This window comes from Cupriavidus sp. 05L310 (assembly GCF_056398185.1).
Window position 1 is genome coordinate 154,503 of the sequence record NZ_JBFTOX010000007.1, and the last position, 16,489, is coordinate 170,991.

At 67.0% G+C, this 16,489-nt stretch carries 17 protein-coding genes; 9 read left to right on the plus strand and 8 right to left on the minus strand.

All coding sequences use genetic code 11. The annotated features are described in order from the left end of the window. Positions 1–106 precede the first annotated feature (106 nt). From pdxH to AC1DS6_RS06745, 3 genes are all read left to right on the plus strand, one after another. Entirely contained in the window at positions 107–745 is a 639-nt protein-coding gene (gene pdxH, locus AC1DS6_RS06735) for a pyridoxamine 5'-phosphate oxidase (protein WP_441624790.1), read from the plus strand. A 162-nt stretch (positions 746–907) separates the two neighbouring features. After that, positions 908–2,140, plus strand: coding sequence for a class I SAM-dependent methyltransferase (locus AC1DS6_RS06740; protein ID WP_441624792.1), 1,233 nt, complete (start codon positions 908–910; stop codon positions 2,138–2,140). Positions 2,141–2,146: 6 nt separating this feature from the next. Next, positions 2,147–3,229 (plus strand): DUF72 domain-containing protein, encoded by a 1,083-nt coding sequence (locus tag AC1DS6_RS06745; protein ID WP_441624793.1) that lies wholly within the window; start codon positions 2,147–2,149, stop codon positions 3,227–3,229. A gap of 15 nt (positions 3,230–3,244) precedes the next feature. Here AC1DS6_RS06745 and msrA read toward each other — a convergent pair whose 3' ends face one another. Both msrA and AC1DS6_RS06755 read right to left on the minus strand, forming a co-directional pair. After that, complete coding sequence (gene msrA, locus AC1DS6_RS06750; protein ID WP_045236043.1) at positions 3,245–3,787, minus strand: peptide-methionine (S)-S-oxide reductase MsrA; 543 nt, start codon at positions 3,785–3,787, stop codon at positions 3,245–3,247. Positions 3,788–3,894: 107 nt separating this feature from the next. Continuing rightward, the gene (locus AC1DS6_RS06755; RefSeq protein ID WP_441625006.1) at positions 3,895–4,842 is read right to left on the minus strand and encodes a cyclase family protein; all 948 of its coding nucleotides are present in this window, start codon (positions 4,840–4,842) and stop codon (positions 3,895–3,897) included. Between the two features lie 192 nt (positions 4,843–5,034). Here AC1DS6_RS06755 and AC1DS6_RS06760 point away from each other — a divergent pair, with 192 nt between their 5' ends. Next, positions 5,035–5,925, plus strand: a complete 891-nt coding sequence (locus AC1DS6_RS06760; RefSeq protein WP_441624794.1) for a LysR family transcriptional regulator — start codon at positions 5,035–5,037, stop codon at positions 5,923–5,925. A 24-nt stretch (positions 5,926–5,949) separates the two neighbouring features. Here AC1DS6_RS06760 and AC1DS6_RS06765 read toward each other — a convergent pair whose 3' ends face one another. From AC1DS6_RS06765 to AC1DS6_RS06780, 4 genes are all read right to left on the minus strand, one after another. Beyond that, complete coding sequence (locus AC1DS6_RS06765) at positions 5,950–7,491, minus strand: class I adenylate-forming enzyme family protein (RefSeq protein WP_477102311.1); 1,542 nt, start codon at positions 7,489–7,491, stop codon at positions 5,950–5,952. Then, positions 7,488–8,732 (minus strand): acyl-CoA dehydrogenase family protein, encoded by a 1,245-nt coding sequence (locus AC1DS6_RS06770; RefSeq protein ID WP_441624797.1) that lies wholly within the window; start codon positions 8,730–8,732, stop codon positions 7,488–7,490. The genes AC1DS6_RS06765 and AC1DS6_RS06770 overlap by 4 nt, the downstream gene beginning before the upstream one ends. A gap of 83 nt (positions 8,733–8,815) precedes the next feature. Continuing rightward, the gene (locus AC1DS6_RS06775; RefSeq protein WP_441624799.1) at positions 8,816–9,637 is read right to left on the minus strand and encodes an alpha/beta fold hydrolase; all 822 of its coding nucleotides are present in this window, start codon (positions 9,635–9,637) and stop codon (positions 8,816–8,818) included. 2 nt (positions 9,638–9,639) lie between these two features. After that, a complete protein-coding gene (locus AC1DS6_RS06780; RefSeq protein ID WP_441624801.1) occupies positions 9,640–10,728 on the minus strand; it encodes a 2,5-dihydroxypyridine 5,6-dioxygenase NicX family protein in 1,089 nt (362 codons plus the stop codon). Positions 10,729–10,896: 168 nt separating this feature from the next. On the opposite strand from AC1DS6_RS06780, the gene AC1DS6_RS06785 reads away from it, so the two are divergent. Together AC1DS6_RS06785 and AC1DS6_RS06790 are read left to right on the plus strand one after the other, a co-directional pair. Beyond that, a complete protein-coding gene (locus AC1DS6_RS06785) occupies positions 10,897–11,439 on the plus strand; it encodes a flavin reductase family protein (protein ID WP_441625008.1) in 543 nt (180 codons plus the stop codon). Positions 11,440–11,467: 28 nt separating this feature from the next. After that, complete coding sequence (locus AC1DS6_RS06790; RefSeq protein WP_441624803.1) at positions 11,468–11,914, plus strand: MarR family winged helix-turn-helix transcriptional regulator; 447 nt, start codon at positions 11,468–11,470, stop codon at positions 11,912–11,914. Positions 11,915–11,933: 19 nt separating this feature from the next. On the opposite strand, the gene AC1DS6_RS06795 is transcribed toward AC1DS6_RS06790, so the two are convergent. Next, the gene (locus tag AC1DS6_RS06795; protein WP_035863970.1) at positions 11,934–12,416 is read right to left on the minus strand and encodes an Lrp/AsnC family transcriptional regulator; all 483 of its coding nucleotides are present in this window, start codon (positions 12,414–12,416) and stop codon (positions 11,934–11,936) included. Between the two features lie 163 nt (positions 12,417–12,579). On the opposite strand from AC1DS6_RS06795, the gene kynB reads away from it, so the two are divergent. From kynB to kynA, 3 genes are read left to right on the plus strand one after another with little or no spacing between them, the layout of a single operon-like run. After that, on the plus strand, positions 12,580–13,236 hold the full coding sequence (gene kynB, locus AC1DS6_RS06800) for an arylformamidase (protein WP_477102312.1): 657 nt from the start codon (positions 12,580–12,582) through the stop codon (positions 13,234–13,236). Positions 13,237–13,273: 37 nt separating this feature from the next. Next, positions 13,274–14,530: a kynureninase gene (kynU, locus tag AC1DS6_RS06805; RefSeq protein WP_441624807.1), complete on the plus strand. Its 1,257-nt coding sequence runs from the start codon at positions 13,274–13,276 to the stop codon at positions 14,528–14,530. 39 nt (positions 14,531–14,569) lie between these two features. Further along, positions 14,570–15,433: a tryptophan 2,3-dioxygenase gene (kynA, locus tag AC1DS6_RS06810; RefSeq protein ID WP_441625010.1), complete on the plus strand. Its 864-nt coding sequence runs from the start codon at positions 14,570–14,572 to the stop codon at positions 15,431–15,433. Positions 15,434–15,484: 51 nt separating this feature from the next. On the opposite strand, the gene AC1DS6_RS06815 is transcribed toward kynA, so the two are convergent. Next, a complete protein-coding gene (locus AC1DS6_RS06815) occupies positions 15,485–16,300 on the minus strand; it encodes an IclR family transcriptional regulator (protein WP_441624809.1) in 816 nt (271 codons plus the stop codon). Positions 16,301–16,489: the final 189 nt, after the last annotated feature.

Sequence of the window (16,489 nt, forward strand, 5' to 3'; positions counted from 1 at the left end):
GCGCGCAAATGCGGCTTGCTTCGCTTTCGCTATACTCAAAGCAGACAGGCCGCACGCGCAGGGCGCCTGCCCGCGCGCGGCCTGCTGACTCGATACCTGATCCGACATGACCCAACTCGCCGACCTCCGCCGCACCTACGTACTCGGATCGCTGTCCGAATCCGATGTGGCGTCCGATCCCATCAGCCAGTTCCAGCGCTGGTTCGATGAAGCCATCCACGCCAAACTCCCCGAGCCCAATGCCATGACGCTGGCCACCGTCGACGCCGACGGCCAGCCCTCGGCACGCATCGTGCTTCTCAAGGGCATGGACGCAATGGGCTTCACCTTCTTCACCAACTACGAAAGCCGCAAAGGCCTGGACATTGCCGCCAACCCACGCGCGGCGCTGCTGTTCCACTGGGTGCAACTGGAGCGCCAGGTACGCGTGGAAGGTCGCGTTGAAAAAGTTACCGAAACCGAGAGCGATGCCTATTACGCAACACGGCCACTTGGCTCGCGCCTCGGCGCGTGGGCCTCGGAGCAAAGCCGCGAGGTAGCGGACCGCACGATACTGGAGCAGCGCGAAGCGGATTTCCGCGCCAAGTTCGGCGATAACCCGCCGCGCCCGGCGCACTGGGGTGGCTATCGCGTGGTGCCGACCCGGATCGAGTTCTGGCAGGGGCGGCCTTCGCGCCTGCACGACCGGATCGCCTACCGGCTGCAGGCGGATGGTGCCTGGCAGATCGTGCGCCTGTCGCCCTGAACGCGGTGCCGGCCGCCAAGGCCGCGCACTGCACAATATTAAGATTTGTCGTAAAGTGGATAAAGGTCGCCACCGGGAGGCGGCGGCCGCCACGAGCAGGCCCCGCCTGCCCGCTGCTGTGAGTTCGAGGAGTGTGCCGCAACCTGTCAGGAGGGAGGCCGCATGTTTTTCAAGCAAGCACTGGACAAGCAACTGGACCACTGGATCGCCGATCTGCGCGATCGGGCCAATCTCCCTGTCAGGCTGCGCCTGTGGAACGGCAACGAGTATCCGCTCGGCCGCTTCGAGCAGCCGGCGGTGACGCTCACGGTACGCGAGGCGGGCGCGCTACCCCTGCTGCTGACGCCCAGCCTGGATAATCTCGGCGAAGCCTATGTGCAGGAGAAAATCGATCTCGACGGCAAGCTGAGCGACATCATCGCCGTGGCGTACCGTTTCTCGGCGGCCGCCAGCGCACAGGCCGGCGGCGCGCTGGCGCGGGTGGCACGGCACTTCGCGCACACCAAGGCAGCCGATAAAGCCTCCATCCAGTACCACTACGACGTTTCCAATGAGTTCTACCGGCTCTGGCTCGATCCGGGCATGGTCTATTCCTGCGCCTATTTCGAGCATGGCAACGAAGATCTCGCCACCGCGCAGCGCAAGAAGATCGACCACATCCTGACCAAGATCCGGCTGCAGCCAGGCCAGACGCTGCTCGACATCGGCTGCGGCTGGGGCGCGCTGGTGATGCGCGCGGCGGATAAGTTCGGCGCGCGCTGCGTGGGCATCACGCTGTCGCAGAACCAGTTCGACCTGGCCACCGAACGCGTCAGGCAGGCAGGGCTGTCGGACCGCATCGAGATCCGCCTGCAGGATTACCGCGATACCGCCGGCACCTTTGACCGCATCACCAGCGTCGGCATGTTCGAGCATGTGGGCAAGAACAACCTGACCGCTTACTTCAGCCGCATGCGCGATCTGCTGGCCGACGACGGCTACGCCATGAACCATGGCATCACGTCGCCCGATCCCGACAGCGGCGCCACGCCCATGGACGGCTCCGAGTTCATGGATCGCTACGTCTTCCCGCAGGGCGAGCTGCCGCACATCGGCATGGTGCTCAACACGCTGCAGCGCGGGGGCCTGGAGGCCACCGATGTCGAACTGATTCGCGGCCACTACACGCGCACGCTGCGCCACTGGGCGGATAACTTCGAAGCCCAGGGTGATACCATCCGCGCCATGGTGGGCGAAAAGAAGTACCGCATCTGGCGCATCTACCTGGCAGGATGCGGGCATGCCTTCGACACCGAGAAGATGTCGATCTACCAGGTGGTTTGCCACAAGGCCGGCCTGCCGTCGCAGAGCTTGCCCTGGTCGCGTCGCTATATCTACGACAAATCGCTTGACTGAAGCTACTTGACTGAAGACCTGTTCGGCGGCCTGCCGGAGCCAGCGGCGCCGCCCGCTCACGGCACTACCGCAACCAGTGCCAGGGCGAACCCGGCAACGCCTGCCACCAAACCCGCGCGCGGCAAGATCGTGCAGGCGCCGCAGCCGGACCCTGCCCTGCTGGCGCTGGCGGAGCGCCTGCCGGCCGGCCTGCATCTCGGCACGTCGTCATGGTCCTATGGGGGCTGGAACGGGCTGGTCTACCAGGGCGAATACAGCGACAGCCTGCTCTCGCGCAAGGGGCTGGCCGCCTACTCCCAGCATCCCTTGCTGCGGGCCGCCGGCATCGATCGCGGCTTCTATGCACCGATTCCGCTGGCCGACCACGTGGCCTACGCGGCCCAGGTGCCGGCACATTTCCGCTTCCTGGTCAAGGCTCCGGCGAGTGTCTGCGATCCGTGGCTGCGCACGTCCGAGGGTGCGGGCCGGCTCGCCAATGCCAGCTTCCTGGATGCCTCGATCGCCGCGCGGGATTTCGTGGCGCCCGCCACCGCGGGCCTCGGCACCAAATGCGGGCCTTTGCTGTTCCAGCTCTCGCCGCTGGGCGCGATGGCCGCGGACAGTGCCGGCTTCCTGTCGCGGCTCGACGCCTTCCTCGGCGCCCTGCCGCCACTCGACCCCGGCGCCACGCCGCACGCCTGCTACGCGGTGGAACTGCGCGACGCCAGCCTGCTCACGCCCCGCTTTATCAAGTTGCTGCGCGCACGCGGCGTACGTTTTTGCCTGTCGGCGCGCGAGCGCATGCCGCCCGCGGAACGGCAATTGCCGGCGCAGGCGCTGATGGACGAAGGTGAGCCCGGTCCCCTGGTGTTGCGCTGGATGCTGCATGCCGGCTTTGCCTACGAGCAGGCCGAATCCCGCTACGCGCCGTTCGACCGGCTGATCGACGAAGACCCGCATACCCGCGCGGTGATCGCGGAGCAGGTGGTACGCACGCTGCGGGCGGGCCAGCCCGCCTACGTGATCGTCAGCAACAAGGCCGAAGGCTCCGCGCCGCTGACCTGCCTGCGCCTGGCCGAAGCGATTGCCGAACGGCTGGCCGGCAGCTAGCCGCCGGCCAGCACCTCAGCGATTCAGGAGGTGGGCGAACTTTTGCCGGAACTTGGCCAGCTTGGGCGAGATCACGAAGGAGCAATAGCCCTGGTTCGGGTGATTCTGGTAGTAGTTCTGGTGACTTTCCTCGGCGCGCCAGTACGGCTGCGCGGGCTCGATCTGCGTCACCAGCGGCGCGTCGTAGAGCTTCTGCGCGGTCACCTCGCGCATCACGTACTCAGCCATGGCACGTTGCGGCTCGGTGTGGGTGAAGATGGCCGAGCGGTACTGCGTGCCCACGTCGTTGCCCTGCCGGTTCAGCGTGGTGGGATCGTGGATGGCAAAGAAGATCTCAAGGATCTCGCGATACTTGATCACCGAAGGGTCGAAGCTCACGCGCACCACTTCGGCGTGTCCCGTGTCGCCGTCGCAAACCTGCTCGTAGGTCGGATGGTTCACGTGCCCGCCGGTGTAACCCGACTCCACGGCGCGCACGCCCTTGACTTGCTGGTACACCGCCTCCAGGCACCAGAAGCAACCGCCCCCCAGGGTGGCAATTTCCCGCTCGTTGTCCATCTTGATTCTCCGGCTCGTGACAATAGCTAGCATACTCGTTCGGCTCCATGCCCGCCGCCGAAGTATGGCTCGCCGGACCGGGTGACCGCGCCGGAGTCTTGCCGACGCTATTTGATGGGCAAGGCGACCGGCCGGATGGGCGCGGCATCGGCGCCGCGGAACTTCAGCGATGCGCCGATAAAGGCGAACTGGTAGACGCGGTCGCGCGACAACGCCTCCAGGTTCACCAGTTCGATAATCGGTGCGCCCTGCTGCGCCAGCAGATAGGTGTGCACCGGGATGTAGTTGTCGGGCACTTCCGCCGGGAAGGTCTCGAAGCTCAGGTTATCGGCGCCGACCACCATGGCGCCGCCCTCTTCCACGAGAAACCTGGCCGCATCCAGGCCAAGGCCCGGCGGGTTGGCCATGTACGCCTGGGCATTTTCATAATGTTGCATGCGCCCCGTGCGGATCAGCACCACGTCGCCTTTCTGCAGCCCTGTGCCTTGCATGGCCAGCGCGTCGCGCAGGTCCTGCCGGGTCACCCGGTAGTTGTCGGGCAGCATATCCAGTCCCTTGGCCGCGGCTACGTCGATCAGCACGCCGCGGGCGACGATCGGCGGCAGCTTCTCCGCGCCGGTGACTTTCCAGCCGCGATCGCCCAGGTGCTCGGCGGCGGAATAGCCGTTCCAGATCTTGCCGTTCAGGCCGAAGTGATTGAGCGCGTCGATATGCGTGCCCATGTGCGCGTACATGGAAACTGCCGACCCGCTGTAGCTGACATGCCGGTTCATCGCCTCGCCCACCTGCATGGAGTCGGCCACCAGGTTGCCGTGCGGGGTATGGGTCATCCACATCTGGTACGGCGGGTCGCCGGCCGCCTGCCAGCTCGGCATGCCGATGAAGTAGTCGACCGCCAGATCGTAGGCCTGCGCGCCCGAGACGCGCGCCATGATGGCCGCGTGCGAGGCCGGGGTGATCAGGTTGAGCCGGCCTATCTCATCCTTGGGGCCCCAGGGGCTGACGCCTACCTGAGGCGCCGCGGCGGCGGCACCGCTCAGCACGGCTAACAACATCGACAGGGAAAACCTGGCGAACCGGCGCCCGGCGGCGCGGGCGGGATGGGACGGGATGGATTGCGACATGGGAACTCCTGAAAGGTTGGCGCTTTCCACGGCCACGTGGAAGCCATGTCGCCATCCTATTAGGCATCCTTCGGTAGATAATCTGCGCATTCAGACAAACATATTCAACCCAAGGGAAAATATATGGATTTGCTTGCGGCCATGCGCACCTTCCGCCGGGTCGTGGAGCGCGACAGCTTCAGCCAGGCCGCCGCCGATCTCGGGCAATCGACCGCGGCGGTCAGCAAGCAGGTGCGTCAACTGGAGGCGCGCCTGGGCGCGCTGCTGATCCTGCGCACCACGCGGCGCATGAGCCTGTCGGAAACCGGCCGCGCCTACTTTGCCGAATGCTGCCGCCTGCTCGACGAGCTGGATGCGCTGGAGCGGGCCACGGCGGCGGGCAAGGAGGAGATCAGCGGCCGCCTGCGCGTGAATGCGCCGCTCTCATTCGGCCTCAAGGTGCTTTCGCCAATCCTGGTGGCATTCATGACGCGCTACCCGCAGCTGCAGGTCGAGCTGACCCTGGACGACCGGCTGCTGGACGTGGTGTCGGAGGGTTTCGACGTGTCGCTGCGCATCCGCTCCGCGTTGACGGACTCGTCCCTGATCGCAAGGCGGCTGGGCGAGGTCGAGCAGTTCATCTGCGCCGCACCCGGCTACCTGGCAGCCCGCGGCACGCCGCGCAGCGTCGAGGACCTGCGCGGCCACGATTGCCTTGCCTACCAGTTGGCCGACTATCCGGGCAGCTGGCACCTGGAGGGGCCGCTGGGAACCACCAGCATCGAAGTACCGGCCCGCTTCTCGGCGAACAACAGCCTGCTGCTCAGCGACATGCTGCTGGCCGGGATGGGCATCGGCGCGCTGCCTTCGTTCATCGCGCTGCCGTTGCTGGCGCGCGGCGAGCTGATCAGGGTGCTGCCTGAGCATGCGCTGGCCGGACGCAGCATCTACGCGCTTTATGCGAGCCATCGCCATCTGCAACGCAAGGTCGGCATATTCATGGACTTCCTGGCGGAGGCCTTGCGGGGTCAATAGCAGGCGCGCGCGGCCTGGCGCGCGTCAGCCAGACGGCATGGCCAGCATGGCCCGCAATTGCGGCTTGAGTACCTTGCCTAGCGCGCTCTTGGGCAGGCTGTCGAGCAGCACCACCCGCCGCGGCAGCTTGAAGCGCGCAATGGACAAGGCCAGCGTTTCGCGCAGCGCCTCTTGCGCCAGCGCGGCGCGGTCCGCCCCCGCGGCCGGCACCACGACCGCGACCGGCACTTCGCCCCAGCGCGGATCGGGCAGGCCAACCACCGCGCAGTCCTGCACGCCGGGCAGGCCCAGCAGCACATTCTCGATCTCGGCCGGATAGATGTTCTCGCCGCCGGAGATGATCATGTCCTTGCTGCGCCCGACCACTTCGATACAGCCGTCGGCATTTCGATGGGCTAGATCGCCGGAGTGGAACCAGCCGTCATGGAAGTCCGGATGGTCCGGCTGCCGCCAGTAGCCCTGCATCAGGTTGGCGCCGGCCAGCCAGAGTTCGCCGACTTCGCCATCGGCCACCTCGGTGCCATCCGCGCCGGCCAGCCGCACCCGCACCTCCGGCTGCGGCCAGCCTGCGTAGCCCGGCCGCGCCATGGCCTGGTCCAGGCGCAGGACGACCGATACCGGTCCCGTTTCAGTAGCGCCGTAGACCTGCCCCAGCGGAACGCCGCGCGCGTGAAAGGCATCGATGTACGCGCGGGGAATGGGCGAAGAGCCCGCCATCACGCCGCGCAGCGAGGATAGATCCGCCCGCGGCCAGCCGGGATGCTCGAGCACCGCGCGCAGCGTGGCCGGCACCATCAGCGCCAACGTGGCTCGCGTCTGCGCCAGTGCAGCGAGCCAGGCACCCGGCGCGAAGCGCTGGTGCAGCGTCACCTGCGCCCCGGCCAGCAGCGCCGGCAAGGTCTGGATGCAAAGGCCGCCAACATGGAACAGCGGCAGCGCCGACAAGATATGGTCGTCCTGCGTCATGCCGTGCGCCCACCAGCTCGCGCGGGCGTTGGCCAGCAGGCCAGCCTGCGTATGCAGCGCGCCCTTGGGCTGGCCCGTGGAGCCGGAGGTGTAGACCAGCAGCAGCGGTGCCTGCCCGGGCGGCTGCGATGGCTGCGGCAGCCGCGTGTCCAGCGCTGCCGGCCGGTCGATCAGGCTGTCGATGGGCGCGTGCATGGCAGCTGCCGCCACCTCCGCCGCGGTCTGCGCGTGCGGAGCGTCGTGGAACAGCATGCGAATGCCCGCATGCGCGGCGATAGCGCTCAACTCCGGCACTGCCAGGCGAAAATTCAGCGGCACGAAGATGGCCCCGAGCCTGGCGCACGCGAACAGCAGCGCGAGTTGCAGATCGTGGTTCAGGCACAGCGTGGCCACACGATCGCCCGGCCGCACGCCCCAGGTGCCGGCCAGGTGGGCGCATGCGCGCTCCACGCGCCGCCACAGCCTGCCATAGCTGATGGTGCGGCCCTGGCTATGCAGCGCCGGACGCTGCGGTGCGACGCTCACGTGCGCATGCAGCGCGCGCAGCAAGGCGCCCGGATCCGGGGTGCCGGCGAAGAGCCGGTCGGCACGCTCGCTCATTCGTCGCGCTCACCCGCTTCGTAGAGCGCCTCGCGGCCCATGCGGTCCATGATCAACTCCGCGGTCCAGGGCAGCATCAGCGCGCCGCAGCGCGAATCGCGATAGAGGCGCTCCAGCGGCAGGTCCTTAAGCATGGACTGGCCGCCGCAGGTGCGGATCGCCAGCCGGGCGATATCGTTGGCGCCTTCCATCACCGTGTAGTGGGCGGCGTACAGGCGCATGCGCGCATCCTTGGACGGACTGGCGCAGGCTTCGTGAATCACGCGCCAGAAGATCGAGCGCATGCTCTCTAGCTGGATACGCATCTGCGCCACCGCGATCTGCTTGGTGGGATACATGCGGCGCTTCACCGGCGGCTGGCCCGGCACTTCGCCGCGCAGGTACTGCACGGTGAAATCGTAGGCGGCCTGCGCCACGCCGAGATAGGTGGGCGAGAGCGTGAAGAACATCGCCGGCCAGGTCTGCGCAGCCTTGTAGTAGACGCCGCGCGGCATCAGCTGCTCCTGGTCGGCGACGAACACATCCTTGAGCAGCAGCGTGCGCGACACCGTGCCGCGCATGCCCATCGGGTCCCACTCGCCGGTCACGGTAAGGCCTTCGGCATTGCCCGGCACCGCGATATAGAGCGTGTCGCGCATATCGGGCGAATGGTCCGCGCACTCCTCCGTGCAGAGGATGCCGTAGTAGTCGGCCGCGCCCGACAGCGAGGCGAAGATCTTGCGGCCGTTGAGCACCCAGCCGCCTTCCACCTTGCGCGCGCTGGTGCCGAACGGCGCGCGCCCGGCGGCAGCCGCCGAGCCTTCGGAGAAGGGCTGGGCATAGATCGCGCCGTCCCTGACCACGCGGGCGAAATGCAGTTCCCGCCGCGCCTCATGTTCGGCACGCTGCTCAGGCGTCATGGCGATGCCGTCGGCCAACATGCCGGTCCACATGGTGGAGCAGATATGCATGTTGTAGGTCAGCGCGGTGGCGCCGCAGAAGCGGCCGATCTCTGCGCCCACCATGCAATAGGTGGCAAAGTCCGCGCCCTCGCCGCCGAACTCGCGCGGCACGCACAAGGCCAGCAGCCCGGCTTCGCGCAGGTCGTCGTAGTTGGCAAAGGGGAAGCTGGCCTCGCGGTCCCACTGCGCCGCGCGCGGGGCAAAGCGTTCGCGGCCCAGCCGGTTGGCCAGTGTCAGCAGGCGCGCCTGCGTTTCGGTGAAATCGGCGCTGCCGACGGCAGGGATGAAGTCCAGTGGCATGTCTGTTGTCTCCCGGGGCGCCGCTTGCACGCGGCGATGCCTCGTTGGTATTTTTCTGTGCTCGCTGACTGGCGGCGCCGTATTCAGCGCGCGGGGAAATGCCGGCCGAGGAAGCCCAGCACGGCGGCATTGAAATCCACCGGCCGCTCCATGCAGGCCAGGTGCCCCACGCCCGGCAGGCATAGGTACTCGGCGCCGGCGATCTTCTGCGCCATGCGCTCCATCACGGCCGGTGCCGCATTGGCATCGTGCTCGCCCGCCAGCGCCAGCACCGGCACGCCGATGCGCGCGAGCATTTCGCGCCGGTCGAAACGCACCAGCGCCTGCAGCGCGGCGCGATAGGTGTCTGGCGGCACCGCTGCCATCACGCTGGCCGCGAACGCCACCGCTTGCGCATCGGCATCCGGCGCGACCATGGCGCGCACCAGTCCGGCCGCCATCTGCGCCATCGTCTTGCCGGCATCGAGCGGTGCCGTGCGCGCTGCAACGAAATCGCGCTGCCACTGCCCGTCGGCCTTGCCGAACGCGGGCGAGGTACCGGACAGCACCATGCCGTCGATCAGGCCGGGCATGGCTGCGTAAGCTTCCTGCGCCACCATGCCGCCCATGCTGTGGCCCAGCAGCACGACGCGCCTGCCGGCATCGCGCTCGGCCTGGAGTACCGGCTGCAAGGCTTGCGCCAGCCCGGCAAAATCGTAAGGCGCGATCAGGGCGCTATCGCCATAGCCTGGCATGTCCCACGCTACCGCGCGATAACCCGCCTGCGACAGCGCATCGAGTTGTGCCGGCCACGCTGCCTTGCCGCCGCCGATGCCATGCAGCATCAAGACGGCTACCGGCCCTGTGCCCTGTGCGACCACGGCAACGCCATTGGGGAGAATCTGGAGATTCGTGTTTGCGTTCATGCTCAGGCATCCGCCTTGGTGGATGGGCTTGGACCGGCAAGCCGGCCCTCGTCGACCTCGCCCGCGCCGTCGAGCGTGATCGTGCAGTTGCGCAGCGGCAGGTCGAAGTGGCCCAGCGTATGGCGGCCGGCCACCTCGTTGGCGCCGGTGGAATAGAGGAAGTTGCCGGCGAAGGCGCGCAACTCTGTCCCGTTGCAGTCGCGCTTGTCATAGAAGGTCATGGCATCCCAGCGGGCCTGCGGGTTCAGGCCCCAGCCCACATGCGAGACCGCATAGGCATCGCGCGTGCCTTCGCGGTCAGCCCAGGCTGCGTAGTAGCCGCGCATCATGTCGGCGTCCATGCCCTGCCCTTCGATGCCGACCATGTAGTCATCCTCGATATGGCAGACGATGGTGTCGCGCAGGTAGGTCTTGAAGGTCAGGTTGACATCGCCTGGCGCCAGCACCAGGGTGCCGTTGACCTGCCCGCCGGCGGGGAATGCCAGGCAAAGGCCGCCCGGCCAGTGCGCGACCTGGCCCGGCTTGTTGCAGTAGCCCCAGACACCGCCCACGCGCGCGCTTGCCAGGCCGACGCGCAACTCGGTGCCTGCCGCCGAGTGCACGCGCATCTCGCGCGCGCCGCGCAGCCGCTTCATCGCGGCGCGCACGCTGCCCTCCAGCGCGGGATCGGGCAGGCAGCGCTCCAGGATTTCGGGGTGTTCGTTGCTGACCATCAACAGGCGCGGCATGATGCCGTCGGCGCCTTTCAGGATCAGGGGCAGTTCGGGCGCATGGAGCAGGCCCTCCACGGTGCAATCGATCACCAGGTGGCAGCGCTGCAAGGCGGCTACCACGGGTGCCAACTGCTGCAGGGCATCGCTGGCCCCGGTGGAACGCACCGGCGCTGGCGCCTGAAGCGCCGGGGACGGTACCCGGAGGCGCACCGGCGTGGCGCCGAGCGATTGCACGGCCAGTTCAGCCAACTCCACATTGACGCGTCGGGATTGGGACTCCGTTACAATCCCAACCACTTCCTGGGCGGTCAGGGCGCACAGTTCAAGGGTGCGCCGAAAAGCCGCCAGCCAGCGGTGCTCGATTTGCTCGATGAGCATTTGTCTCCTCCTGGTGCGATCCTGCCGTGGTCTTGGCATGGTCCCGGCGGCAGTCTTGGTGGGTCTGCCCACCGATGCCGCCGCCGGGCGCATTAGCTTGTGCTTGTGATTCTTGTCGCTGGCGCAAATAATATATGAAATTTCATGGATCCCAGTGGAGCCCGCACGATGGGCATGCCTGAGGCCTCCGGCAAGGCCGCCTCTCCCGATTTCGATACGCTGCACTTCCGGCGCGCGCTGTCCCAGTTCGCCACCGGCGTGACGGTCATCACCACCCGCGCGGGCCCTGGCTCGCCGCCGAGTGCGCCGTTCGTGGGCATCACCGCCAGTTCGTTCAACTCGGTCTCGCTCGATCCGCCGCTGGTACTGTGGAGCATGGCCACGCGCGCCAACAGCCTGCCGATGTTCCGCGACGGTTCGCACTACATCATCAATGTGCTGTCGGCATCGCAACTTGATCTGTGCCAGCGCTTCGCCACGCTCAAGGGCGACCGCTTCGCCGGTGTCGACTACCGCCTCTCCGAGACCGGCCTGCCGATCCTGGCCAATGCGCTGGCCTGGTTCGAATGCCACAACCGCAGCCGCTACGACGAGGGCGACCACGTCATCTTCGTGGGCGAGGTGGAACGTTGCGGCGTGCACGACAACGCGGGCAACCCGCTGGTGTTCCACGACGGCCGCTTTGCCACCACCCGCCCGCTGACGGACTGAAACGCAGGCGCACAAGGCCATCGCAGCCATGACGGATTCGCCCAAGCCCGCTTTTGTCGACGGCTACCTGCCTTATCTGCTGGCGCGGGCCAGCTACCTTGTGTCCGGAGAATTCCACCGGCAGGTGGAAGCGGCGGGCTTCTCCGTGCCCGAATGGCGCGTGCTCGCCACGCTGGCCGACCGGCCGGATTGCACCATCGGCACCCTGGCCGACATCACGCTGACCAAGCAACCCACCCTGACCAAGCTGATCGACCGCATGGCCGCCAGCGGCCTTGTCGCGCGCCGCAACGGCGCGGACGACCGCCGGCATGCGCTGGTCTCGATCACCCCGCGCGGCCGCGCCCGCGCCCGCGCACTGCTCGAGCAAGCCGCCGCGCACGAGCAGCAGGTGCTGGACGACTTCGGCCCGCAGCAAGGCGATCAGCTCAAGGACACCCTGCGCCGGCTGATCGCGCTGCGCACGCCGCGCTGATTGGCGCCAGGGCGGCGGCTCAGGACGACGGATCGCCCTTGATCACCGCCAGCGGCGACCCGTCGGTCTTGATCCTCTGCAGCACGATGTTCGAACGGATATCCATCACGCCGGGCGTGCGATAGAGCCGGTTGACGATGAAATCCGAGTAATGCTTGAGATTGCGCGCCTGCACCTTCAGGATGTAATTGCTGTCGCCGGTGATGATGTAGGCCGACACCACTTCGGGCCAGGCCTGCACCGCCGCGTTGAACGTGTCGTGCCATCCCTCCGTTTCGGGGCGCATGGACACCTGCACGATCGCTTCCAGCTCCAGGCCGAGCATTTCGGCATCGAACCAGGCACGGTAGCCGCCGATCACCCCGCTCTCCTCCAGCAGCCGGACCCGCCGCAAGCAGGCTGAGGGTGACAGCGCCACGCGGTCGGCCAGGTCCTGGTTGCTGATGCGCCCGTTCTCCTGCAGGCAGGTCAGGATGCGCAAATCGATGGGATCGAGGTTCATTTCGCAGATTCTTCCATGGCTTTATTCATTCATGAAATTCTATGCGAAATATGCACCGCCAACCCGGTCAATAAGCAAGCCTCTTGCCCGGAATATTGACTATCATGCCGTCATCCGCTCCACGTAGAGCACCGGAACGCCGGCCCCCGGCATCAGCCACCCAATGACAAACCGCCCCGCCCCCGACATCCAGCGCCAGCTGTGGGACATCAGCCCGCCGCTCTCGCCCGACACGCCTGTGTGGCCCGGAGACACGCCTTTCCAGCAGCAAGCCGCCTGGCAGATGGACGCGCACTGCCCGGTCAATGTCGGGCGCATCACGCTGTCGCCGCACACCGGCGCGCATGCCGACGCACCGCTGCACTACGCCGCGGACGGCGCGCCCATCGGTGAAGTGGACCTGGCGCCCTATCTCGGTCTTTGCCGGGTGATCCATTGCATCGGCGCCAGCCCGCTGGTCGAACCGCACCATATCGGGCATGCCCTCGCGGGCGTGCCGCCGCGTGTGCTGCTGCGCACTTACCGGCAAGCTCCGCTGGCGCAGTGGGATCCCGGCTTCTGCGCGGTGGCGCCAGAGACCATCGCGCTGCTGGCCGCGCATGGCGTCACGCTGGTCGGCATCGATACGCCTTCGCTGGACCCGCAGGAATCCAAGACCATGGACGCGCACAACATGGTGCGCCGCCATCGTCTCGCCATCCTTGAAGGACTGGTGCTCGACGCGGTGCCGGAAGCCGACTACGAACTGATCGCGCTGCCCCTGCGCTTTGCCGGACTCGATGCGAGCCCGGTACGCGCCGTGCTGCGCAGCCTGACCTGAACCCACCGAACCGCCCCCTCCAGGAAACCTCTCACCCATGACTGCAATGACCCGCGAGCAATGCCTCGCCCTTGACCAGCAGGACCCGCTGCGCAGCCTGCGCGAACAGTTCGCACTGCCGGACGGCGTGATCTACCTCGACGGCAACTCGCTGGGCGCCCGCCCGCGCAGCGCCGCGGCACGTGCCGCCGAAGTGGTAAGCGAGGAGTGGGGCACGGGCCTGATCCGCAGCTGGAACACCGCCGGCTGGTTCGAGCTGCCGCAACGCCTGGGCAATATGCTGGCACCGCTGGTGGGCGCCGGCGAGGATGAAATCGTCGTCACAGATACCACGTCGATCAACCTGTTCAAGGTGCTGGCGGCCGCGCTGCGCGTGCAGCAGACGCGCGACCCGAAGCGCAAGGTCATCGTCTCGGAGGCAAGCAATTTCCCCACCGACCTCTACATCGCCCAAGGGCTGGCCGACCTGCTTCAGCAGGGTTACTCGCTGCGCCTGGTGAACGCCCCCGAGGAAATCGATGCGGCGGTCGACGCCGACACCGCCGTGCTGATGCTGACCCACGTCAACTACAAGACGGGCGAAATGCTGGATATGGCAGGCCTCACTGAGATGGCGCACGCCCGCGGCGTGCTCACCGTGTGGGACCTGGCCCATTCAGCCGGCGCGGTGCCGGTGGCGCTGAACGCGTCCAAGGCCGATTATGCGGTTGGCTGCACCTACAAATATCTGAATGGCGGCCCGGGCTCACCCGCCTTCCTGTGGGTCGCGCCGGCACTGCGCGACGCCTTCTGGCAACCGCTGTCCGGCTGGTGGGGCCATGCCGCGCCGTTCGCGATGGAACCCGGCTATCGCCCCCGCGAGGGCGTGGCCCGCTTCCTGTGCGGCACCCAGCCCATCACCTCGCTGGCCATGGTCGAATGCGGCCTGGATATCTTTGCCCAGACCGACATGCAGTCGCTGCGCGCCAAGTCGCTGCAGCTGACCGATCTCTTTATCGCGCTGGTGGAGGCACGCTGCGGCCATCACCCGCTCGAACTGGTCACCCCCCGCGCTCACACGCGCCGCGGCAGCCATGTCAGCTTTGCCCATCCGGACGGCTTCGGGCTGGTGCAAGCCCTGATCGAACGCGGCGTCATCGGCGACTACCGCGAGCCGCGTGTCGCGCGCTTCGGCTTCACCCCGCTGTACACCAGCTTCACGGAAGTGTGGGATGCGGTCGAGATCATGCGCGACGTGCTGGACAGCGGCAGCTACAAGGCCGAGCGTCACCAGACCCGTGGCCAAGTGACCTGAGCAGGAGCACGCAACATGAATAGCAACAAAGGATGCCCGATGTCGGGTACGGGCCTGGGTGCAAAAGAGACCGCCGGCGACGACGCCAACTGGCACGACGCCCAGATGGATTTCGCCAAGGAGATGAGCTACGGCGATTACCTGGCGCTGGACAAGATTCTCAACGCCCAGCATCCGCTCTCGCCCGAGCACAACGAGATGCTGTTTATCGTGCAGCACCAGACCAGCGAGCTATGGATGAAGCTGGCGCTGCACGAGTTGCGCGCCGCGCGCGAATGCGTGCGCCAGGACCAGTTGCCGCCAGCCTTCAAGATGCTCACGCGGGTGTCGCGCATCATGGAGCAACTGGTGCAGGCGTGGAATGTGCTGGCCACCATGACGCCGCCGGAATACTCGGCGATGCGTCCCTACCTCGGGATGTCGTCCGGCTTCCAGTCCTTCCAGTACCGCGAAATCGAATTCATCCTCGGCAACAAGAACGCCGCCATGCTGCGCCCGCATGCACACCAGCCCGAACACCTGGCCCTGGTGGAGGAAGCACTGCGCACGCCATCGCTGTATGACGAGGCGATCCGCCTGATGGCACGGCGCGGCTTTGCCATCGATGCGACCTGCATCGAGCGCGACTGGACCCTGCCGGCCGGCGAAAACGCCTCGGTGGAAGCCGCGTGGCTGGAAGTCTATCGCCAGCCGGAGGCGCACTGGGAACTGTATGAACTGGGCGAGAAGTTCGTCGACCTGGAAGACGCCTTCCGGCAGTGGCGCTTCCGCCATGTCACGACCGTGGAGCGCGTGATCGGCTTCAAGCGCGGCACCGGCGGCACAGAGGGCGTCAGCTACCTGCGCAAGATGCTCGACGTGGTGCTGTTCCCCGAATTGTGGAAGCTGCGCACGGATCTGTAGGCGCGACCGCAAGGCGGTGCCGGCCAGGCCGGTACCGCCGCCCCCGAGCGCTCAGAGCGCCGGGTCCGACAGCCGCGCCGCCAGCGCGCGCAAGGCCGGCGCCAGCTTGTCGTGGAATACCGCCTCCTCGACCGAGCCATAGGACGCGCTGCAACTGAGCATGTGCAACTCCTTCTCCCCCACTGGCCGGAACGCCACCGCGCACGCGTGGATGGCAGGATGCCAGTCGCGGAATGACGCCGCGTAACCCAGGGTCGCGGCCTCCGCCACCGTGGCACGCATCGCCGCCTCCTGCGTTTTCCACTGCTCCGGATAGGCCTGGGCAAACTCCGCCAGCACCCGCTCGCGCTTGGCCGCCGGCAAGGCCGCCAGGTAGGCGCGCCCCATCGAGCTCGACACCAGCGACAGGCGCGACCCTACCCCCAGCCCGAGCATCACACCCGCATCGTTCCGGATCGATTCAAGATAGATCACCTCCAGCCGCTCCCGCTTGCCCAGCGAGACGGATACCCCGTAAGCCTGGGCAAACGCCAGCATGTGCGGGCGCGCCAGCGTGACTACGTTGGAAGCGGAGAGGTAAGAATATCCCAGCGCCAGCACGCCGGCGTCGAGCGCGTACTTGCCCAGGCTATCGTCGTAGCGCAGGTAGCCCAGTTGCACCAGCGTGCCGGCCAGCCGGCTCACGGTTGCCTTGGGGAAGCCGGTGCGGCGCACGAAATCCTGGTTGCCGAGCATCGATTCGCCGGTGCGGAAACAACGCAGCAACTCAAGGCCGCGCGCCAGCGCGGTGACGAAATTGGGATCGCTTTCGCGCGGTGTGGCGCTGACGACATCTGCTGCGGGCGTGGCTTGCGATTCGGTGGCCAAAGGAAGTCTCCGCGGGTGGGATGAAGGCGCGCGCCTATTGCACGGACCGCGCATTGCGATATACTACATCATCGGAACAAGGTTCCGCAATGCGGAACTCAAAGAGTCCTCGGCAGAGCGCGGAATGCGCCGATAATTCATGAATTCAGGGCCGGCCCGCGCGGCTGCCCATCCCGACCTGCACCGACC